The 19,690-nt window shown below is 69.4% G+C and carries 21 protein-coding genes and 1 pseudogene; 8 read left to right on the top strand and 14 right to left on the bottom strand.

From position 1 onward, the window contains the following. Window positions 1–539 precede the first annotated feature (539 nt). The 4 genes from CHC02_RS26255 to CHC02_RS26240 form a co-directional block, all read right to left on the bottom strand. Window positions 540–1,028 (bottom strand): HvfX family Cu-binding RiPP maturation protein, encoded by a 489-nt coding sequence (locus CHC02_RS26255; protein WP_089394328.1) that lies wholly within the window; start codon window positions 1,026–1,028, stop codon window positions 540–542. Between the two features lie 21 nt (window positions 1,029–1,049). After that, window positions 1,050–1,691 carry a ferric reductase-like transmembrane domain-containing protein gene (locus CHC02_RS26250; protein WP_089394327.1) on the bottom strand — a complete coding sequence of 214 codons (642 nt, stop codon included), beginning with the start codon at window positions 1,689–1,691 and terminating at the stop codon, window positions 1,050–1,052. A gap of 125 nt (window positions 1,692–1,816) precedes the next feature. Continuing rightward, window positions 1,817–3,109: a sensor histidine kinase gene (locus CHC02_RS26245; protein ID WP_089394364.1), complete on the bottom strand. Its 1,293-nt coding sequence runs from the start codon at window positions 3,107–3,109 to the stop codon at window positions 1,817–1,819. Between the two features lie 5 nt (window positions 3,110–3,114). Continuing rightward, a complete protein-coding gene (locus CHC02_RS26240) occupies window positions 3,115–3,855 on the bottom strand; it encodes a response regulator (RefSeq protein ID WP_089394326.1) in 741 nt (246 codons plus the stop codon). Window positions 3,856–4,077: 222 nt separating this feature from the next. Between CHC02_RS26240 and CHC02_RS26235 the strand changes: the two genes are divergently transcribed. Beyond that, window positions 4,078–4,332, top strand: coding sequence for a DUF2790 domain-containing protein (locus CHC02_RS26235; RefSeq protein WP_089394325.1), 255 nt, complete (start codon window positions 4,078–4,080; stop codon window positions 4,330–4,332). Window positions 4,333–4,392: 60 nt separating this feature from the next. After that, window positions 4,393–5,601 carry a cytochrome c biogenesis protein DipZ gene (locus CHC02_RS26230; RefSeq protein WP_089394324.1) on the top strand — a complete coding sequence of 403 codons (1,209 nt, stop codon included), beginning with the start codon at window positions 4,393–4,395 and terminating at the stop codon, window positions 5,599–5,601. A 49-nt stretch (window positions 5,602–5,650) separates the two neighbouring features. Here the strand turns inward: CHC02_RS26230 and CHC02_RS26225 are convergent, their stop codons facing one another. The 6 genes from CHC02_RS26225 to CHC02_RS26200 all read right to left on the bottom strand — a co-directional run bounded on the left by CHC02_RS26225 (window position 5,651) and on the right by CHC02_RS26200 (window position 12,725). Further along, window positions 5,651–7,651, bottom strand: coding sequence for a peptidase U32 family protein (locus tag CHC02_RS26225; RefSeq protein ID WP_089394323.1), 2,001 nt, complete (start codon window positions 7,649–7,651; stop codon window positions 5,651–5,653). A 126-nt stretch (window positions 7,652–7,777) separates the two neighbouring features. Then, window positions 7,778–8,158 (bottom strand): RidA family protein, encoded by a 381-nt coding sequence (locus CHC02_RS26220; RefSeq protein ID WP_089394322.1) that lies wholly within the window; start codon window positions 8,156–8,158, stop codon window positions 7,778–7,780. Between the two features lie 311 nt (window positions 8,159–8,469). Beyond that, entirely contained in the window at window positions 8,470–9,180 is a 711-nt protein-coding gene (locus CHC02_RS26215; protein ID WP_089394321.1) for a TetR/AcrR family transcriptional regulator, read from the bottom strand. An 83-nt stretch (window positions 9,181–9,263) separates the two neighbouring features. Then, the gene (locus tag CHC02_RS26210; protein WP_089394320.1) at window positions 9,264–10,154 is read right to left on the bottom strand and encodes an amino acid ABC transporter substrate-binding protein; all 891 of its coding nucleotides are present in this window, start codon (window positions 10,152–10,154) and stop codon (window positions 9,264–9,266) included. Beyond that, window positions 10,151–11,488, bottom strand: coding sequence for a putrescine-ornithine antiporter (gene potE, locus CHC02_RS26205; RefSeq protein ID WP_089394319.1), 1,338 nt, complete (start codon window positions 11,486–11,488; stop codon window positions 10,151–10,153). The genes CHC02_RS26210 and potE overlap by 4 nt, the downstream gene beginning before the upstream one ends. 874 nt (window positions 11,489–12,362) lie before the next feature. Beyond that, window positions 12,363–12,725 carry a hypothetical protein gene (locus tag CHC02_RS26200; protein WP_089394318.1) on the bottom strand — a complete coding sequence of 121 codons (363 nt, stop codon included), beginning with the start codon at window positions 12,723–12,725 and terminating at the stop codon, window positions 12,363–12,365. 212 nt (window positions 12,726–12,937) lie between these two features. Between CHC02_RS26200 and CHC02_RS26195 the strand changes: the two genes are divergently transcribed. Beyond that, window positions 12,938–13,252, top strand: a complete 315-nt coding sequence (locus CHC02_RS26195; protein ID WP_089394317.1) for an I78 family peptidase inhibitor — start codon at window positions 12,938–12,940, stop codon at window positions 13,250–13,252. A gap of 84 nt (window positions 13,253–13,336) precedes the next feature. Here the strand turns inward: CHC02_RS26195 and CHC02_RS26190 are convergent, their stop codons facing one another. After that, window positions 13,337–13,600: a hypothetical protein gene (locus CHC02_RS26190; protein WP_089394316.1), complete on the bottom strand. Its 264-nt coding sequence runs from the start codon at window positions 13,598–13,600 to the stop codon at window positions 13,337–13,339. A 309-nt stretch (window positions 13,601–13,909) separates the two neighbouring features. On the opposite strand from CHC02_RS26190, the pseudogene CHC02_RS26185 reads away from it, so the two are divergent. The 3 genes and pseudogenes from CHC02_RS26185 to CHC02_RS26175 all read left to right on the top strand — a co-directional run. After that, a pseudogene (locus tag CHC02_RS26185) lies at window positions 13,910–14,338 on the top strand (SDR family oxidoreductase); the annotation flags it as partial. Window positions 14,339–14,498: 160 nt separating this feature from the next. After that, window positions 14,499–14,753, top strand: coding sequence for a type II toxin-antitoxin system RelE family toxin (locus CHC02_RS26180; protein ID WP_089394315.1), 255 nt, complete (start codon window positions 14,499–14,501; stop codon window positions 14,751–14,753). After that, the gene (locus CHC02_RS26175; protein ID WP_089394314.1) at window positions 14,737–15,063 is read left to right on the top strand and encodes a helix-turn-helix domain-containing protein; all 327 of its coding nucleotides are present in this window, start codon (window positions 14,737–14,739) and stop codon (window positions 15,061–15,063) included. The genes CHC02_RS26180 and CHC02_RS26175 overlap by 17 nt, the downstream gene beginning before the upstream one ends. Window positions 15,064–15,075: 12 nt before the next feature. Here the strand turns inward: CHC02_RS26175 and CHC02_RS26170 are convergent, their stop codons facing one another. Further along, window positions 15,076–16,173 (bottom strand): FUSC family protein, encoded by a 1,098-nt coding sequence (locus CHC02_RS26170; protein WP_089394313.1) that lies wholly within the window; start codon window positions 16,171–16,173, stop codon window positions 15,076–15,078. Window positions 16,174–16,478: 305 nt separating this feature from the next. Next, window positions 16,479–17,342, bottom strand: coding sequence for a LysR family transcriptional regulator (locus CHC02_RS26165; RefSeq protein ID WP_089394312.1), 864 nt, complete (start codon window positions 17,340–17,342; stop codon window positions 16,479–16,481). 116 nt (window positions 17,343–17,458) lie between these two features. On the opposite strand from CHC02_RS26165, the gene CHC02_RS26160 reads away from it, so the two are divergent. Further along, on the top strand, window positions 17,459–17,914 hold the full coding sequence (locus tag CHC02_RS26160; RefSeq protein ID WP_089394311.1) for a nucleoside deaminase: 456 nt from the start codon (window positions 17,459–17,461) through the stop codon (window positions 17,912–17,914). Then, complete coding sequence (locus CHC02_RS26155; protein ID WP_089394310.1) at window positions 17,911–19,125, top strand: CynX/NimT family MFS transporter; 1,215 nt, start codon at window positions 17,911–17,913, stop codon at window positions 19,123–19,125. Before CHC02_RS26160 ends, CHC02_RS26155 begins: the two co-directional genes overlap by 4 nt. On the opposite strand, the gene CHC02_RS30305 is transcribed toward CHC02_RS26155, so the two are convergent. Then, window positions 19,101–19,271, bottom strand: coding sequence for a hypothetical protein (locus CHC02_RS30305; RefSeq protein WP_009622326.1), 171 nt, complete (start codon window positions 19,269–19,271; stop codon window positions 19,101–19,103). The two genes, CHC02_RS26155 and CHC02_RS30305, sit on opposite strands and share 25 nt — an antisense overlap. Window positions 19,272–19,690 lie beyond the last annotated feature (419 nt).

Here is a 19,690-nt window from a genome sequence, read left to right as displayed (position 1 = left end):
CTACGTAATAAACAAGTCGAAGCACCGGTGTTCGGGGCGACGGCGGATAACGCCGTAGGCGTTATGCGCCCTACGGGACCAATCGCGGACGGAGCTCCTGCGCACGTGCCCAACGTAGGGCGAATAACCGTTCGCGGTTATCCGCCGCCGGCCGGAGCACCGGTGTTCGGGGGCGATGAGGGAGAGCGCCATACAGGTTGGCCTGAAGGATGGCGCCTGATCTCGACGCCGCTCAGGACGGCCCCCTCTCCCGCTTGCGGGAGAGGGTTGGGGAGAGGGGACGGATTCAAGCCAAGGCAGCGGAGGGGCAGGAGAAATCTGTTCGCGAGCAAGCTCGCTCCTACGTAATAAACAAGTCGAAGCACCGGTGTTCGGGACGACGGCGGATAACGCCGTAGGCGTTATGCGCCCTACGGGACCAAGCGCGGACGGAGTCCGCTCCTGCGCAGGTGCCCAACGTAGGGCGGAGCGCCTGTGTTCGAGGGGGACGAAAAAGAAGAACCCGCCATGCGGCGGGTTCGTCAGGACGGTGCAATTACCTACGCAAAGCGCCGCCGCAGCAGCGCATCCAGGCTCAGCCGCCCGGCGCCCTTGAGCAGCAGCGGCACCAGCGCCACCAGGTAGATCAGCGGCAGCTTGTAGTTGCCGAAGCCGTTGTCGCTGATGGAGTAGCCCATGGCCAGTTCGCCCAGGCTCGACCAGTGCGCCGGCCAGTGCACGGCGGCGATGGCCACCACCGTCAGCACCATCAGCACCGCCGAGGCGAAGCGGGTGCCCAGGCCCAGCAGCAGGAGCGCCGGGGCTATCAGTTCGGCCCACATGGAGACCTGCCAGTCCAGGTTCGCCGGCAGGCGGTCGAAGGGGAAGGGGAAGGCGTCGTGGATCTGTGCGAACCAGTTCTCGCCGTTCCATTTCTCCAGGCCGGATTCGAGGAATTCCCAGGCCAGGAACAGCCGCAGGGGGATGTCGGCGCCCCAGGCGCCGAGGCGGTCGAGGGGGCGCAGGGTGGTTGCGAGGGGGCTTTGCATGGCGGTGTCTCCTGGGTTCGTTCAGCGGGTGGCGCCGCGCAGGGCCGGGGTGGCGCGGCGTTGGCGGGTGGCGAGCTTGGCGGTGAGTTTCAGGACGATGGCGCTGAAGATCAGCGCGAAGCCCAGGACGTACCAGGGCCCCATGGGGATGCGCTTGAAGAACGACAGGCAGAAGATGCCGGCGATCACCCAGGTGCCGGTGCCGTGCAGCAGCTTCCAGGTGCGGGCGCCCAGGGCCTTCACCGCGGCCGGGAAGCTGGTCAGGGCCAGCGCCAGGATGAACAGGTAGCCCACCGAGCCCGGGATGTTCGCCGCCGCGGTGCGGCCGGCCCAGAAGGTCTCCGGGAACAGCTTGACGTAGGCGATGATCAGCACGCCGTGCACCAGGTGCGAGAAGGCGAAGGCCAGGCCGAGGAAGCGCCGCTCGCGCAGCAGGGCTCGGCTGCCGGGGCTGGGCACCAGGGTGGCCAGGGCGGAGGCGAGGAAGGTCGCCAGGAACAGGGCGAAGGAGGTCCGCGCGGTGGCTCGGATGGCGCTGCGCAGGGCCTCCACCAGCTGCGGCTGCCAGAGCAGGCAGAGGGCGGTGACCGCCAGCACGGCGACGGCGAGGGCGGTGAACAGGCGCCAGCCGTGCAGGCTGGCAGTGGGCGCGGTGGGGGTCATGGTGGGCTCCTGGGGGGCGGCGCGAGCGGCGGGGTGCCGTCGCTGCCGGTGGAGCCATGCTGGCAAGGCGGCTTGTCCCGGATGTGTCCCGCCGGGGGCCGCCTTGTATCTGCTTGTACGGTCGCTCAGGCCGGGAGTGGCAGTTCCAGTTGCGCGCACAGGCCGCCGCCGTCGCGGTTGGCCAGGGTCAGGCGGCCGCCCAGGGCCTGGCTCAACTGATGGGCGATGGCCAGGCCCAGGCCGGTGCCGCCGGTGCTGCGGTTGCGCGAGCTTTCCACGCGGTAGAAGGGCTTGAGGACTTCTTCCAGTTCTTCCTCGGCGATGCCCGGGCCGCGGTCGAGTACGCGGATACACAGCTTGCCGTCCTCGCGGCCCACCTCCAGTTGCGCGGCGCCGGAGAACTTCAGCGCGTTGTCCAGCAGGTTGCCCAGCACCCGGCGCAGGGCGTGGGGGCGGGTTTCCAGGGGCACGCCGGCGCGGCCTTGCAGGCTGACCTGCTGGCCGGCGTCCTGGTAGTCGAGCACCAGGCTGTCGAGGAAGGCGTCGAGGTCGACGCGGCGCTGTGCCTCGCTGGCGCCGTCCATGCTGCGGGCGTAGGCCACGCCTTCGCGGACCAGGTGCTGCATTTCCTCCAGGTCGCTCCACAGGCGCTCGCTTTCCGGCGACGGGTCCATCTGCTCGACGCGCAGCTTCATGCGCGTGATCGGCGTCTGCAGGTCGTGGGAGATGGCCGCCAGCAGTTGCATGCGTTCCTTCAGGTAGTCGCCGATGCGGCCCTGCAGGGCGTTGAAGGCGCGGGCGGCGTAGGCCACTTCGTTCGGGCCGTTCTCGTCCAGCGGCGCGGCCGGGGTGTCCGGGTCGAGGTGGTCGACGGCCTGGGCCAGGCGCGTCAGCGGGCGGATCGCGGTACGCACCGCCAGCCAGGTGCAGGCCAGCAGCACGGCCAGCTGCAGCACCAGCACCACCGGCAGCCAGCGCGCCACCGCCGCTACCCCGCGGGGGGTGACGTCGATGGTCAGCGGCTTGCCGTCGGCCAGGCGCAGGTGCGCCTGGAAGTGCGCGGCGGGGCCGGGGAGGGTTTCGAAGCGCAGGGCGTAGCGCGAGCCGATGGCGCTCTCGATGCTGGTCGCGGCCATGGGCGCCTGGGCCATGTCCATGGCCTGGCCGGGTTCGCCTTCGTCCAGGCGGTAGCGGTAGTTGGGGCGCTCCACCATGGGCAGCCACTGCTCGCGCTCGCTCGCCGGCAGGCGGTCGAGCAAGGCGACGGCGGTGCTCACGTCGCTTTCCAGGTTGCCGAGCATCATGCTCCGCGCGCTGACGTAGCGCTCGTAGAACTGCGAGCTGAAGGACAGGCCGTAGGCCAGCACCAGCCCGGTGAGGAAGATCAGCGCCAGGCGCGCTGCCAGGGTGCGGGGCATGGCGGTCACCCGGCGGGTTCGATGAGCTGCACCGGCAGCGAGAAGACGTAGCCCTCGTTGCGTACCGTCTTGATGCAGTCCGGTTCGCGGGCGTCGTCGCGCAGGCGCTGGCGCAGGCGGCTGACCAGCAGGTCGATGGAGCGGTCGAACACGTCCGCCTCGCGGCCCTGGGTCAGGTTCAGCAGCTGCTCGCGGCTGAGCACCCGCTGCGGGTGGTCGAGGAACACCCGCAGCAGGCGGTACTCGGCGCCGCTCAGGGCGACCAGGGTGCCCTCGGCGTCGAGCAGGTGGCGCGCGCTGGTGTCCAGGCGCCACTGGCCGAAGCCGATCAGCCGGCTGCTCTCGGTGATCGACAGGTTCGGCGGCAGCATGCGCGTGCGCCGCAGCACGGCATTGATCCGCGCCAGCAGCTCGCGGGCGGAGAAGGGCTTGGTCAGGTAGTCGTCGGCGCCCATTTCCAGGCCGATGATGCGGTCGGTCTCGTCGTTGCGCGCGGTGAGCATCAGCACCGGGGTGGCCTTGTGCTTGCCCACCCGCAGCTCGCGGCACAGCTTCAGGCCGTCGTCGCCGGGCATCATGATGTCCAGCACTATCAGGTCCACGGCGTTGGCTTCGAGGAAGGCGCGCATCTGCCGGCCGTCCGCGGCCAGGCTGACGCGCAGGCCGTTCTTCTTCAGGTAGTTGCCGACCAGCTCGCGGATCTCGCGGTCGTCGTCGACGATCAGGACGTGATCGACGTGTTCCATGGTGGTTCCCCATCGGTTCGTTCGTTGGGGCAAGTGTATAGAGCAAGGCGGTGCCTGCCCGCCAGGGTTTGTATACCAGTGTATCCATTCGCCGTGCCGATACCTGGGGCGGCATTCGCGGGCGGCGGCGGACACAGGCGGGATACCGGCGGCGGGTGAAATGGGCACCAAGCGGAAGGCACACGGCCTCCGCGCCACGAACCCACACCCGAGGACACCGCCATGAAAACCCTGACCCTTGCCGCCGCCCTGTTCGCCTTCGCCGCGCCCCTGGCCAGCTTCGCCGCCAGCGCCCCCGCGCCGGTGGAGCAGTACCACTACGGCCAGCACCTGGACGTGAAGAAGGTCCTGGCCCTGCACGAGGAGCCCGGCAGCTGCCAGGTGGTGCAGGCGCGCATGGACTACCTGGACTCCAACGGCCAGCCCCACAGCCTGGCCTACCAGAAGTTCTCCAGCGACTGCAACGAAGGCGGTTGATGCACGCCGCCCGGCCAGGGATGGCCCTGCCGCTCCAGAGCCCTTCAAGAGGAGATTCCCATGCTGATCGTCGCCTTTCTCGGCGGGGTGCTGACCCTGCTCAGCCCCTGCATCCTTCCCGTATTGCCGTTGTTGTTGCAGCGCGCCGGCGGGCCGGCCTGGTCGCCGCTGCTGACCCTCGCCGGCCTGGCCAGCGGCTTCGCCGTGCTGGCCAGCCTGGCCGCGGTTTCCAGCGCCTGGGTGGTGGAGGCCAGCGAGGTCGGCCGCTACCTGGCGCTGGGCTTGCTCGGGCTATCCGCCGTGGCGTTGCTGTCGCCGCGCTTCGGCACCTGGCTGTCGCGGCCCTGGGCCTGGCTCGGCGACCGTTTGCACGGCCAGGCCCGTGGCCTGCCGCCGGCGCTGTCGGCCTGGCTGCTGGGTTTCGCCGCCGGCCTGCTGTGGGCGCCCTGCGCCGGGCCCATCCTCGGGCTGATCCTCTCCGGGGCCATGCTCCAGGGGCCCAGCGCCTCCACCAGCCTGCTGCTGTTGGCCTACGGGCTGGGCAGCGCCGTCGCCCTGGGCGCCGCATTGTTCCTCGGCCGCGGCCTGTACCAGCGCCTGCGCCCGTCGCTGGGTGCGCTGGAGTGGTTGCGCCGCGGGGCCGGGGCCCTGGCCTTGCTGGCGGTGGTGGTCATCGGCAGTGGCGCCAGCGTGCAGCTGGTGGGTTCCGGCGCCTCGCGCACCCTGGCCGTGCTGGAGCACAAGGTGCTGGACGGCGTGCCGAAGCTGCTCGACAAGCTGATGCCCAGCGCGAATGCCGCCGACCAGTTGGCCGACCTGGGCGCCATGCCCAGCCTGGACGGCGCCGTGCAGTGGCTCAACAGCGCGCCGCTGGCCAGCGCGGACCTGCGCGGCAAGGTGGTGCTGGTGGATTTCTGGACCTACGACTGCATCAACTGCCAGCACAGCCTGCCGTACGTCAACCAGTGGGCCAAGCGCTATGCCGACCAGGGCCTGGTGGTGATAGGCGTGCACACCCCGGAATACCCCTACGAGCGCATCCCGGCCAACGTGCAGAAGGCGGTGGAGCGCCACGACATCCACTACCCGGTGGCGCTGGACAACCAGTACCGCATCTGGAACGCCTCCGCCAACCAGTACTGGCCGGCGCACTACTTCATCGATGCGAAGGGCCGCGTCCGCCACCTGCATGTGGGCGAGGGCGACTACGAAGGGCAGGAGGCGATCATCCGCCAGTTGCTCCAGGAGCGCGAACAGCCGGCGGGTTGAGCAGCGGCGGGGCGGTCATGGGGCCGCCCCGCGCTGTCGTGTCGGCGCTTCAGTGCGGCGCGCGGCGGATGGTCTTGAGCAGGTCTTCCGGGCTGATCTGGCCGACGATCTGCTCCACCGCGCTGCCCGGCTGCGGCAGGTCGAGGATGTGGCCCTTCATCTTGCCGATCACGTGCATCTCGCAGGGCTTGCAGTCGAACTTCAGCGTCAGCACCTCGTCGCCGTGCACCAGTTGCATGGGCGCGACCTTGGTGCGCACGCCGGTGACGCCCTTGGCCTGCTTCGGGCACAGGTTGAAGGAGAAGCGCAGGCAGTGCTTGGTGATCATCACCGGTACTTCGCCGGCCTCCTCGTGGGCCTCGTAGGCCGCATCGATCAGCTGCACCCCGTGGCGGTGGTAGAATTCGCGGGCCTTGTGGTTGTACACGTTGGCCAGGAACGACAGGTGCGCCTCGGGGTACACCGGCGGCGGGTTCGTCTCGGCCTTGCGGCTGCCGCGCGGGTGGGCGGCGACGCGGGCGGCGGTGAGCGCCTCGATGGCCTCGCGGCGCAGCGCCTTGAGCTGCGAGTTGGGGATGAAGAAGGCCTGCGGCGCGTCCAGCTCGATGCTTTCGGCGTGGTACTGGGTGGTGCCCAGTTGGCCGAGCAGGTCGTGCAGTTGCTCCAGGGCCTGCTCCGGCTTGTTGGCCAGGCCGAAGGGGCCATCCAGGGCGACGCTGGCGCTGACGCCTTCCTCGCTGGTGGCGCTCAGCTCCAGGCGTTCCTCGCGCAGGCGGGCCACCCAGGAGAGGCCGACGCGGCGCTCGGCGGAGGTCTTCAGCAGGGCCTGCTGCCAGTTGTGGTCGAGGTTGCGCGACAGCGGGTGGTTCGGCCGCAGGCGGTACATGCCCTCGGGCATCTCGTTGGGCTCGACGCGGTAGCGGTAGCGCTTCTCGCCATCTTCTTCGAACTCGCTTTTCAGCTCGGCGATGTTGGCGCGGAAACCCACCACCTCGCGCTTGACCAGCACGTTCAGGCCGTCGCCGTTGGACAGCGGCTGCTCGGTGGCGACGATCAGGTCGCGCTTGCCGACCTTCTCCACCACGCCCACCGGCAGGCCGGTGAAGGTCGGCGAGTCGAAGGCACCGATGTCGATCTTGCGCTCGCTGACGAAGTAGTCGGTGCTGCCGCGGTGGAAGGTCTTGTCCGGGTCGGGCAGGAAGAAGTGCTCGGTGCGGCCGCTGGAGGCGCGGGCCAGGTCCGGGCGCTCGGCGAGGATGCCGTCCAGGCGCTGGCGGTAGTAGGCGGTGATGTTCTTCACGTAGCCCATGTCCTTGTAGCGCCCCTCGATCTTGAAGGAGCGCACGCCGGCGTCGATCAGGGCGCTGAGGTTGGCGCTCTGGTTGTTGTCCTTCATCGACAGCAGGTGCTTCTCGAAGGCCACCACGCGGCCCTGGTCGTCCTTCAGGGTGTAGGGCAGGCGGCAGGCCTGGGAGCAGTCGCCGCGGTTGGCGCTGCGCCCGGTCTGTGCATGGGAGATGTTGCACTGGCCGGAGAAGGCCACGCAGAGCGCGCCGTGGATGAAGAACTCGATGGCCGCGTCGGTTTCGTCGGCGATGGCGCGGATTTCCTTCAGGTTCAGCTCGCGGGCCAGCACCAACTGGGAGAAGCCGGCCTGGTCGAGGAATTTCGCCCGGCCCAGGGTGCGGATGTCGGTCTGGGTGCTGGCGTGCAGCTCGATCGGCGGGATGTCCAGGTCGAGCACGCCCAGGTCCTGCACGATCAGCGCGTCGACGCCGGCGTCGTGGAGCTGGTGGATCAGCGCGCGGGCCGGCTCCAGCTCGTCGTCGTGGAGGATGGTGTTGATGGTGACGAAGATGCGCGCGTGGTAGCGGTGGGCGAATTCCACCAGCCGGGCGATGTCGCTCACCTCGTTGCAGGCGTTGTGCCGGGCGCCGAAGCTCGGGCCGCCGATGTACACGGCATCGGCTCCATGCAGGATGGCCTCGCGGGCGATGCTCACATCGCGGGCAGGGCTGAGCAGTTCCAGATGGTTCTTGGGCAGGGACATGGTTTCTTCTTCATCAGGCGTGACACGGCAAGGCGCGCATTGTAGCGGCGAAACGCCCGCCGGGCACCCGTGCGCTGCCCGGTGGTGGCGCCGCCCGGCGGGGCGCCGGACGGCGAAGGGGCCCGGTCAGGCCCTGGCGGCCAGCGCGGTGACTTCCACGCGCATGCCTTCCACGGCCAGGGCGGCCACGCCGACGGCGGCGCGCACCGGCCAGGGCCTGGCGAAGAAGCGCTGGTACACCTCGTTGAAGGCGGCGCGGTCGGCCATGTCGGTGAGGTAGATGGTCAGGTGCAGCACACGGTCCATGGAACTGCCGGCGCGCTCCAGGGCGGCCTTCAGCGCGCGCAGGGTGCATTCGCTCTGCTCGACGATGCCGCCCAGCTCCAGGCTGCCGTCCTCGCGGGTGGGGATCTGGGTGGAGACCAGCAGGCCGCCGAAGCCGGCGACGTCGGAGGAGATCGACTCGGGATCGGCGTCGGGGAGGAAGGTGAGGTCGTTGTCAGCCATGGGGGCCTCCTTGTGCGGGTGATACGAGGGGCGGCAGCTTACCCGCCGGGGCCCGCGGCGTCACCCGCGCGGGCCCGCACACCGGACAACGCCGGGCGGGACGTAGGGCGCATGACGCCTATGGCGTTATCCGCCGTTTGGCCTTGATGCTCGGCGGCTCCGGGGTTGATCTGGGCGTTGGCTGTGGCCGCGGTGTAGCGGCGGATAACCGCGAACGGTTATTCGCCCTACGGGGGAGCGACGGAGTGTGAGGATGGCGGCTAAATTCCAGCCCTCTCCCCAACCCTCTCCCGCTTGTGGGAGAGGGTTCTTCATATCGGAAACGGCCGCAACCGCGGGCGCGCATCGTCCGGAGCGAGGGCGCCGAGCACCAGGCGGCTGACGCTTTCGGCCACGGCTCGGTAGTCGGCTTCCGCCGGCCGGGCCTTGCCGGTGATCAGCGAGGCCTGCCAGCCGAAATGGCTGTGGGCCTGGGTGGCCGACCAGAGGAACAGCAGCAGGTGCTGCGGGTCGGCCGTGGCGATCAGGCCGCGTTCCATCCAGTTGCGCAGGCAGGCGAGGTTGTCCTGCGCGGCCTGGCGCAGGCGTTCGCCACAGGGGGCCGGCAGTTGCCGGGCGCCCAGCAGCATTTCCCCGAGCACGGCCTTGTAGGTGTGCGGGTGCTCGTGGGCCACGCGCATCCGCGCCTGGATGTAGGCGGGCAGGGCCTGCTCCGGGGGCCGTTCGGCGCGCAGCAGGGCGGCGGCTTGCAGCAGGGGCTCGACCAGGGCTTCCAGCACCCGCGCATAGAGGTTCCGCTTGTTCTGGAAGTAGTAGTAGACGTTGGCCTTGGGCAGCCCCACTCGGGCGGCGATGTCTTCGGTGCGCGCGGCCTGGAAGCCCTTGGCGGCGAACTCCTGGCTGGCGGCCCCGAGGATCAGGCGCTGGTTGCGCTCGCGGATGCCCAGCGGCTCGCTGTCGTCGACGCTGGCCTTGCGGCGGTTGGCGGGACTACGGGCAGGGCGGGTGGCCTGGTCGCTCATGGGGAATCCGGGGAAACGGCTATCGCTATTTATAAAAGTATATAGCGATAGGGGCGGGCTTGTCCCGCGGGGGCTTCCCGGGTTCAGGGCCGGGAGTAGAGGCGCAGCAGCAGGCGTTGCTGTGGCGAAGGCGGGCCGAAGTAGCGGCTGTACAGCGCCTCGCCCGCGGCGCCGCGCAGGGCGTCGCTGAGGGCGCGGTCCACCTCCAGGCGGAAGGCGTCGTCGTTGCGGGGCAGGGGCAGGGCGACGCTGGCCATCTCGAACAGGTGGTCGGACACCTGCAGCCGGTCGGCCTGGGCCGAGCGGGCCCGGTAGTTGAGCAGCGACAGGCGTTCGCCGAAGAAGGCGTCCACCTCGCGGCGCAGCACGCGGTCGACGCCGTCCTGGTAGCTGGCCACCTCCACCAGGCGCGATTGCAGCCCCAGTTCGCGCACCCGCTGCTGCGCCCACTGGACATTGGTGCTGCCCTTGAGCACGGCGAAGCTGCGCTTGTTCAGGCCCTGGTTGACGGTCCCCCGCCAGGTCGGCGTGCGCTCGCGCGGGGCGCCGCTGAGCGCGGCCTGCAGGGTGGCGTCGGCGTCGCGGCGCAGGATCACCCCGAGCCCGGCGGTGAACACCGGCAGCGAGAAGCTGACGCTTTCGCGGCGTTGCAGGGTTTCCACCAGCGGGCTGCAGAACAGGTCGACCTGGCCGCTGCTCACGGCCTCCAGGGCCTGCTCCAGGGGCAGCGGCCGGTAGTGCACCTGCAGGTCGGCCAGGCCCGGCGCGCTGCGCAGGCGGGCGGCCAGCGCCTGGCACAGGTCGATGGCGTAGCCGCTGGCGGTGTGCTCGTCGCCCTCGGAGAAGGGCGCGTTGTCGGCCAGGAAGCCCAGCACCAGGGTATGGCTGGCGTGGATGCGCGCCAGGCTGTCGGCCCGGGCGCCGGGGGCCAGCAGCAGCGGCAGCAGGAACAGGGCGGCGAACAGGCGGTTCATGGCGACTCCGGCGGCGCGGCGAGGCGCTCGTAGGCCTTGACGAAGCGTTTGGCGATGAAGCCGAACAGCAGGTAGCCGACCACCATCACCAGGGCGGCGCCGAACACCGCCTCCAGCCCCGAGGCATAAAGCGCGTAGAAGCAGTAGCCGGCGGCGACCAGCATCACGGCGGTGTTGCGGCGCACCAGCTCCAGGCCGACACCGGCCTTGTAGAGGATCACCACCAGCCCGGTCAGCGAGGTGATGTAGGGGATGATGTTGGTGACCGCGGCCAGGCTCACCAGCTTGGTGAACTGGGCGGTGGCGTTGGGCGAGATGGTCGAGAGGGCGATCAGGCTCTGCAGCACCGCGCAGGTGACCAGCCCGGCCAAGGGCGCGCCGCGCCCGGTGACGCGGGTGAACAGTTGCGGGAACAGGCCCTGGGCGGCGGTGACCTTGGCCGTCTCGGCCAGGGTGAACTGCCAGCCCAGCAGCGAGCCGACGCAGGCCATCACCGCCAGGGCCATCACCAGGTTGCCCACCCCGTCGTTGAACAGGTGTGCGTAGGCCAGGGCGAAGGGCGCGCTGGAGTTGGCCAGCTCCGGGTTCGGCACCAGGCCCTGGATCACGGTGGTGGACAGCACGTAAACCACCGCTGCGCCCAGGGTGCCCAGCAGGCAGGCCAGCGGCACGTTGCGCTTGGGATTCTCCACCGCGTCGGAGTTCTGCGCCGCCGACTCCATGCCGAGGAAGGCCCAGAGCGTCAGCGGGATGCTGTCGGTGATCGCCTGGCTGACCGGCAGGTCGTTGGGGTTCCAGGCGGCGGCGAAGGTTTCCGGGCTGAAGCGGAACCAGCCGAAGAAGCCCAGCCCGGCCACCGGGATGATCACCCCCCAGACGGTGACCGAGCCCAGCCGTCCGGTGATCCGCGGGCCGCCGAAATTGGCCAGGGTGGTCAGCCAGATCAGCCCCAGTGTCCCGAGGAACAGGGGCACCGCGCCGCTGCCCAGCCAGGGGAAGAAGGGCGTCAGGTAGCCCACCGCGGACAGGCTGATGGCCACGTTGCTGATCACCAGGGACAGGAAGTACAGGTACGAGCAGAGGAAGAACGCCGACTTGCCATGGGCCTCCTCGCTGTAGGCGGACATGCCGCCGGAACGCGGGCAGTAGATGCCGCACTGGGCGAAGCAGTAGGCGATGGCCATGGAGCCCACGGCGGTGAACACCCACGACAGCAGCGAGACCGCACCCAGCTGGGCCATGCTGGAGGGCAGCATGATGATCCCCGAGCCCATCATGTTGACCATCACCAGGGTGGTCAGCCCGGTGAGGCCCATCTTCCTGGTCGCGGCCATGCAGGGCTCCTGGGTCGGTGACCGGTGGCGACGCGGTGGTTTACGGCGGTGGAATGCTCAAAGGATAGGCACGGCCCGACGGGGCGGCCATGGCGCGGGGGGCGATTTTTCGGGAATGGGATTGGGGTGGCATTTTGGGGGGCTGTCCTGTGCAGGCGGAAAGTCCGGCGTGGGCGGTGAGACCAATCGCGGACGGAGTCCGCTCCTACGCCCGTGCTACCTGGAACCGGAGCGGACTCTGTCCGCGATCTGGCGGATAACGCCGTAGGCGTTATGCGCCCTACGGGGAGCCCGGGAACTTCGCGGTTCCGCATTGCGCCGAACGGTCCCCTCTCCCGCTTGCGGGGGAGGGTTAGGGAGGGGGTGCGGTGTCAGGGTTGGCAGAGGTGCGTGGGCGAAGTCCGTCCCCTCTCCCCAACCCTCGCCTACGCGGCCCGCCCTGAAGGGAGAGGGGGCTGTCCCGAGCAAGCGGATAACGCAGCGTCAGCCGGCAAACTCGTAGGGCGTATAACCGTTCGCGGTTATCCGCCGTTGGCCGATGCTCGACGCAAACGGCGGATAACGCCGTAGGCGTTATGCGCCCTACGGGTTTCCAGAGAAACCTCCGAGCGCACCGGAACGCCCCTTCAGAAGGCCGAGCGAAACCGGCGCTCAGGAGGTCATGTGACATGGATTCGCGAGAGCCCCGATCAGCACAGGGACGTGCTGTCGGGGCGGGCCTCGTGGCGGGGGAGATTGGAGCACGGGCCCAAGCTTCGCGAGCAAGAACCAGGCATCCCCCACGCTCCTACAACAGCCTCGCCCCCTCGTTGGAAATGAAAAACGCCGTTCCCCTTACTAAAGAAAACGGCGTTTCCTCATGACCCGCGCACCATCACCAGTGGCGATACCCACGATAGTAACCATGCGGCGGCCCGTAGTAGCGCGGGCCATAGTACGCCGGCCCGTAGTATACCGGCCGGTAGTAGCGCACCGGCGGCGGCACCACCACGGCCACTGGCGGCGGTGGGGCGTAGTACACCGGCGCCGGCGGGTAGTAGTAGGCCGGCGGCGGGGCGGGTTGCACGTAGACCGGTGCCGGCGGCGCGGAGGCGCCGGCGACGACAGCGCCACCCACGACGGCGCCGACCACCGCGCCTATGGCCGCGGCATCGGTGTTGCTGTTGGCCGATGCCTGCCCGGCCAGGGCGAAGGATGCGCACAACACCAGGGCGAGTTGCGGAATCCGGCGAATCATCTGTCTTGCCTCCTGAAAGTTCCGGCCTTGAGGTCGGATACTTCTAAGACATTCTGTTCAGGCAAAGTGTAACCGGCGCTGTGTAAATCCTGTGTAAAGGGCGCCATACGGTCGTTCCGGGGTTTCTTCGATGCAGCCGGCAACACAAAAACCGGGCCTGCGGCGGCGCGGCTTGTTATGGTTGGGGTTTTCCCTCAAGCCAAGGAGGCTTTATGCCCTTGAATCGAGCCCTGCCGGCCATGCTGTTCGGCGCCATCCTGCTGGCCGGTTGCAGCAGCGCCGACAAGCCCGCCGAATCCCCGGCCGCCGCCGCGCCCGAAGCCGGCCGCTGCAATGCCGGGGCGGTGCAGTCGCTGGTCGGCAAGCCGCTGTCCCAGGCGCTGGTGGAGCAGGCCCGGCGCGATGCCGGCGCGCAGAACGCGCGCGTGCTTCACCCCCATGACGCGGTCACCCTGGAGTACAACTCGCAGCGGCTGAACATCAATGTCGACGACCGCGAACTGGTGCGCGGGCTCAACTGCGGCTGAGGCGGGAGAACCGCGCCCGGCGTGCAATGCCCGGGCGCGGGGTGACGGGAGCCCGGCGCGGGCTCCCGCACGGGCGGGGCCCGGTCAGCGGTTGGCCGGTTTGCGGATGATGCGCAGCGCCTGGGTGGTGTGGTTCACGCAGGACTCGTAGTCGCCGGCGGCGCGGGCCTTCTCGGCCTGGTCGATATGGTCCTGGACCACGTTGACCTTCACGCCGGTGGCGTTCTTGCTGGCCGTGGCGATGAAGTCCTTCAACTGGGTCAGGTTGGCGTCGCAGAGCTTGCTGTCGGCCATGGCTGCCATCGGCAGGGCCAGGGTGGCGGCGAGGACGAGGGCGATCTTCTTCATGGGGCTGTCTCCTGAACGGGTTCACCGTGAACCTGGGGGCGGGGCCGTGCGCGAGCAAGCCCGCGGGCCCGTGGATGCCGCTTCACCTGATGTCGATCAAGGTGGCCAGGAATACCTGACGCCTGTTTCGACCGGCCCCCGCGCCGTTCGTGTCATTTTTTTCGCCCCCGCCATCCGCGCGTCCATCCCGTAGGGCGCATGACGCCCCAGGCGTTATCCGCCGTTTTCGCTACAGCGCGGAAAACCGCCGCTCCAGCTGCTGCGCGCGAAAGTGCTCGAGGATGAAGTCGACGAAGGCGCGGGTTCAGCCTGGAAGACTTCGACCGCACCCTGGCGGTCAACGTGCGCAGCGTATTCGTCGCCACCCAGGCCGCGGCCCGGCACATGGGCGAGGGCGGCCGCATCATCGCCATCGGCAGCACCAATGCCGAGCGCATGCCCTTCGCCGGCGGCGGTGTCTACGCCATGAGCAAGGCCGCGGTGACCGGCCTGACCCGCGGCTTCGCCCGCGACCTGGGCCCGCGCGGCATCACCGTGAACAACGTGCAGCCCGGCCCGGTGGACACCGACATGAACCCGGACAGCGGCGACTTCGCCGAGTCGCTGAAAGGCCTGATGGCCCTGGACCGCTACGGCCGCGCGGAGGAAATCGCCTCCTTCGTGGCCTACCTGGCAGGCCCGGAAGCGGCCTACATCACCGGTGCCAACCTGCTGATCGACGGCGGCTTCGCGGCCTGAGACCTTTCGCGGAGGCAGGTGGCGGCAAGCAATACCGCCACCTGCCTTGCCCGTCATCCCACCAATGCCCAAGGCATGAGTCGCTTTCGAGGAGTGCAGTCCCGGGGATTGGCATGGATATAAGGTATTTATCGGAACTCTAATAAAAGGCTAATATCCGATGAACTCCGTCAACTGGACGCGGAAGGCGGTCAAGCAGTTGCTCAGGCTGGACAGGCGTCACCAGGTGCAGGTTCGCGACGCCGTTGGCGAGCTGAGGCGGATGCCCGACTGCCGGCAAGTGAAGGCACTGAGCGATCACGCCTACGGTTACCGGCTTCGCGTCGGCAACTACCGGGTACTGTTCGATTGGGACGGTGAAATCAGGATCGTTGCGATGCAAGAAGTGAGGAAGCGCGATGAGCGAACCTACTAAGGTGCAGATCATCAATGACGCAGACGGTAAACCGGCCTTCGTGGTGATTCCCTATGCCGATTACGTGGCGCAGCACCGCCTGGACGAGAACCTGATTCCCCATGACGTGGTCAGCCGCATGGTGGATGGTGCAAGCGCGATCAGGGCCTGGCGGGAGCACCTGGGGCTGACGCAGCTGGAGGTGGCCGAGCGCCTGGGGGTGACGCAGTCCGCCTATGCGCAGCAGGAGGCCTCGACACGGCCGAGGAAAGCCACCCGCGCGCGCATCGCCGGGGCACTCGGCATTGCGCCGGCGCAATTGGAGCTTTGAGTTCCCGAAACCTCACCGCGCCGCCGGCCGCTCCCGGCTCTGGATGTTCCAGTGCGCGGCGCTGCCGGCCAGTTGCGCGGAAAGCTGCTCCACCTGCTCGTACAGGCGCAGGGTCAGCCAGTAGAAGCCCTGCGTCTCGAAGGCGCCGGCCAGGCTCTGCGGGCGTGGCGGCAGGTGGGCGGTGCCCTGGCATTCCTGGACCAGGCGCGAGGTGCGGCTGAACTTCAGGGCGTGGGCCGATTGCAGCAGCAGGCGGCCGATGGCCTGCCGCAGCGGTTCCAGGTCCGCCGGCAGCGGGGCGATCCCGCCGGCCTGGGCGGCGAACTGGCGCGAGGCCAGCAGCGATTCCAGGGTGCCCATGATGGCCCGGTGGGCGCGCTGGATCAGTTCCAGCTCGCGCAGCGGCATGCCGGTTTCCCGCGCCACCGGCGCCAGGTGCGCGCGGGACGCCACCAGGCGCTGGTCCAGTTCCTCCAGCTGGCTGGCGAAGTGCTCGGCGCGCAGGTCGGCGCTGCTGCTCAACTGGCCGAACAGGCGGGCGCAGGCGCGCAGGTTGTCCGACAGCAGGTAGCGCCAGACGTAGACCGCGCGCAACGGGTAGATCTGCGCGAAGACCAGCGCCAGGGCCACGCCGACCAGCACGTTGAGCATGCGCCAGAGGCCCTCGGTCATGCTGTTGTCGCCATGCCCGGCCACCGTGCACATGGTGATCCCCGCCAGCAGCGCCACGTAGCCGGGGCGGCGGATGGCATAGAAGGCCGAGACCGCGCCGGCCACCGACATCAGCACATAGACCAGCGGATCGGAGCCGGTGAGGTTGTGCACCAGGATGATCGCCAGGCCCACCGCGGCGCCCAGCAGGGTGCCCAGGGTGCGCTCGCGGGACTTGCCGCGGATGGTGCCCTGGTGCACCAGGCCGCCCATCACCACCAGCACCGTGACCGAGGCCCAGAGCCCGTGGGGGATGTCGATGCCGGTGGTGAGCAGGATGGAGGCCAGCAGCGCCAGGCCCACGCGCACGCAGTGGATCCACGCGGCGTAGCGGTAGCGGGTGTAGGGGTTGGCCAGGCGGCGCCAGGGCCGGGCCAGGAATTGCAGGAATTTCGCCAAGGCGCTGCGCTCTCCTCGCGGGGGCGGATCCGCTCAGCTTAGGTGCTGTGGCCGACGAGCGGCAAACCCGCGGCTGTCGCGCAATGAAAATGCATCTGGTTCGAGGTGCTGGCGCTTGGCTGAAATCTGCGCTTTTGCGCGCGCCCCGGGCGGCGCTCCAGAGATTCGAGATGCCGGCAGGCCGTTACGGCTTGCGCTGGTGCTGATTTCCCTCTTCGTCGCCGTCCTGGCTTCCTACACGGCTCTGGACCTGTCCATCGTCGCCCTCGGCCAGCCGTGCCCGGCCTAGCAGTTCCTCGGCCGCCTTACCCTGCCGGTGTGAGGCTCAGCTGCGCGCACAGCTCGCGCAGCTGCTCGCACAGGCTGCGGCCGGCGCTGGGCAGGTCGGTGCGGGCATAGAGCGCCAGTTCCAGGCCGGTGATCTCCGGGAAGCCTTCGGCGGCGCCGAGCACCCGGTGCGCCGGCAACCGGCAGCGCTGCGGCAGCAGGCTGACGCCCAGGCCCGCCGCCACCGCCGCCGACAGGCTGGCCAGGGCGGCGCTGCCGTAGGCGACGCGCCAGCGCCGGCCCTGGGCCTCCAGGGCGTGGATCATCTCCTGGCGGTACAGCGCGCCGAGCGGGAAGGCCACCAGCGGCAGCGGCTCGCGGGCGGCCGCCGGGTTGGCGGCGCTGTCCAGCCAGCACAGCGGCTCGGGCCAGCGCGCCAGGCAGTCGCTGTCGGCGCCCCATTGCTTGACCAGGGCCAGGTCCAGCTCACCGTTGCGGTACTGGCGCAGCAACTCGTGGCTGAGCCCGCTGGCCACCTCCAGGCGCAGGCGCGGGCGCTGGCTGGCGAAGGCCGCCAGCAGCGGCATCATGCGCTCGCCGGCGAAGTCCTCGGGCATGCCCAGGCGCAGCACGCCCTCGCTGTGCTCCTCGCCAAGGGCGGCGCGGGCTTCCTCGCCGAGCTGGAGGATGCGCCGGGCGTAGCCCAGCAGGCGCTCGCCGGCCTCGGTGGGCAGCACCTGGCGCCGCCCGCGCTCCAGCAGACGGCAGCCAAGCTGTTCCTCCAGGCGCAGGATCTGCTGGCTGACGGTGGACTGGGTGAGGTGCAGCCACTCGCCGGCGCGGGTGAAGTTGCCGGCGTCCACCACCATGACGAAGCTGCGCAACAGGGTCGGGTCTAGCATTCGGAAATCCACTGGAAGTCATTTTTCCATTTAATTTCACCATGGAAGGCCGCGCCGGGATAATCCCTTTCGACGAAGGGGGCGCCGCAATGGGCCCCGCCGAAGAGGATTCCCCCATGCAACACCTGGCATACATGCGCGAAGCCCTGGCCCTGGCGCGGGCCAACGTCGAGGCCGGCGGCCGCCCGTTCGGCGCCGTGCTGGTGCGCGACGGCGAGGTCATCGCCCGCGCCGCCAACGGCACCCACCTGGACCACGACCCCACCGCCCACGCCGAACTGCTGGCGCTGCGCGCGGCCGGCCGCGCCCTGGGCAGCCCGCGCCTGGACGGCTGCGTGGTCTACGCCAGCGGCCACCCGTGCCCGATGTGCCTGGCGGCCATGCACCTGAGCGGCGTCAGCGCCGCCTACTACGCCTATTCCAACGCTGACGGCGAGCCCTACGGGCTGTCCACCGCGGCGGTCTATGCGCAGATGGCGCAGCCCGTGGAGTGGCAGTCGCTGCCCCTGCAGGCGTTGCGCCCGGAAGACGAGGAGGGGCTGTACGGCTTCTGGCGGGAGCGCCGCCCATGAGCACCGGCAAGGCGCGGGTCGGCTGGATCGGCCTGCTGGTGATCGTCGCCCTGGGCATCAACCTGCGGCCGATCCTCACCTCCATCGGCCCCTTGCTCGCGGAGATCCGCCAGGCCACCGGCCTGGGCTTCCAGGGCGCGTCGCTGCTGACGGTGCTGCCGGTGCTGTGCATGGGCCTGTTCGCCCTGGCGCTGCCCTGGGTGGGCCCGCGCCTGGGCGAGAGCCGCGGCATGCTCGGCGGCCTGCTGGCCATCGCCGTGGCCTGCGCCTGGCGCCTGCTGCTGGACAGCGGCCTGGCGCTGATCGCCAGCGCGGTGCTGGCCGGCACCGGCGTGGCGATCATCCAGGCCCTGGTGCCGGGGGTGGTCAAGCGCTGGTTCCCGCAGCGGGTGCCGGCGGCCATGGGCCTGTACTCGGCCTCGCTGATGGCCGGCGGCGGCACCGCGGCGGTGCTGGCGCCGGTGCTGGCCGGCGGCTCCGGCCACTGGCAGCTGGGCCTGGGCGCCTGGGTGGCGCTGGCGGTGCTGGGGCTGCTGCTGTGGGCCCTGGCGCGCCCGCGCGAGGCGGCGGTGCCCAGCGTGGCGCGGCGTGGCGAACACTTCTTCGGCAGCCGCCGGGCCTGGCTGCTGGCGCTGTACTTCGGGCTGATCAACGGCGGCTACACCAGCATGGTGGCCTGGCTGCCGATGTTCTACCGGCAGCTGGGCTGGAGTGCCCAGGGCAGCGGCCAGCTGATCGGCCTGATGACCATCTTCCAGGTCCTCGGCGCCCTGAGCATGCCGGCCCTGAGCCGCGGCTCGGCGGACCGCCGGCCCTGGCTGTGCCTGTGCCTGCTGATCCAGCTCGGCGGCTTCGCCGGCCTGCTGCTGACGCCCCTGGGGCTGCCGGCGGCCTGGGTGGCGCTGATCGGCTATGGCCTGGGCGCCTGCTTCGCGCTGAGCCTGACGCTGACCCTCGACCACCTGGCCGAACCCGGCCCGGCGGGGAGCCTGGCGGCCTTCGTGCAGGGCATCGGCTTCATCATCACCGGCATCATCCCCTACGTCACCGGCTGGCTGCGCGACGCCACCGGCAGCTTCCAGGCCTCCTGGACGCTGCTGGCGCTGTCGGTGCTGCTGATGCTGGGGGTGACCCTGCGCTTCGCCCCGGCCGGCTACGCCCGGGCGATGCACGGCTGGCGCGGCGCTCAGACCGCCGAGGTGGCGAGGTAGATGCGGTAGGTGATGATCGACAGCATGCTCAGCACGCCGACCCACATGAGCAGCACGCCCGCCCCCCGCTCGCGGATGGTGAAGCCGATGCCGAGCATGAACATGCCGAAGATGATGACTGCGAGCGTGACGCCGAAGGAATCCATGGTGGGTCCTTGTCCATTCTGTCGATAAGGCAAGTCTAGGCCAGGCGGGGCTCGAAAGGGCTTGATCCGGGGCAAAATCGGCGTCATGGCCGGGTTTTTCCCCGTGGGGCGGATAACCGCGAACACGCACCGATGTTTCGCTGGAAACGCTCTTGTAGGAGCGAGCTTGCTCGCGAACCTTGGCCTCGCACTCTGCCCTCAGCCTCGTCATTCCCGCGAATGCGGGAACCCAGAGACTTTTGGGTTTGGGCTCGGTGTAGCGCGCCGCTCCGAGTGCTAGGATGTTTCTTGTTTCGCCCCCTCGGGCGAGTCACTTTTGTCAAACGCCACAAAAGTAACCAAAAAGGCTTGCCGGTACGACTCACCCACATAGGTGACAAATCGGTTCAGGCACATGGGTAACAGTTTCTAACCTGCAG

Origin of the sequence: Pseudomonas delhiensis (assembly GCF_900187975.1) — a bacterium.
In the GTDB taxonomy this organism is placed as follows: Bacteria; Pseudomonadota; Gammaproteobacteria; order Pseudomonadales; family Pseudomonadaceae; genus Pseudomonas; species Pseudomonas delhiensis.
This window is presented reverse-complemented; position numbering and strand designations above follow the sequence as displayed.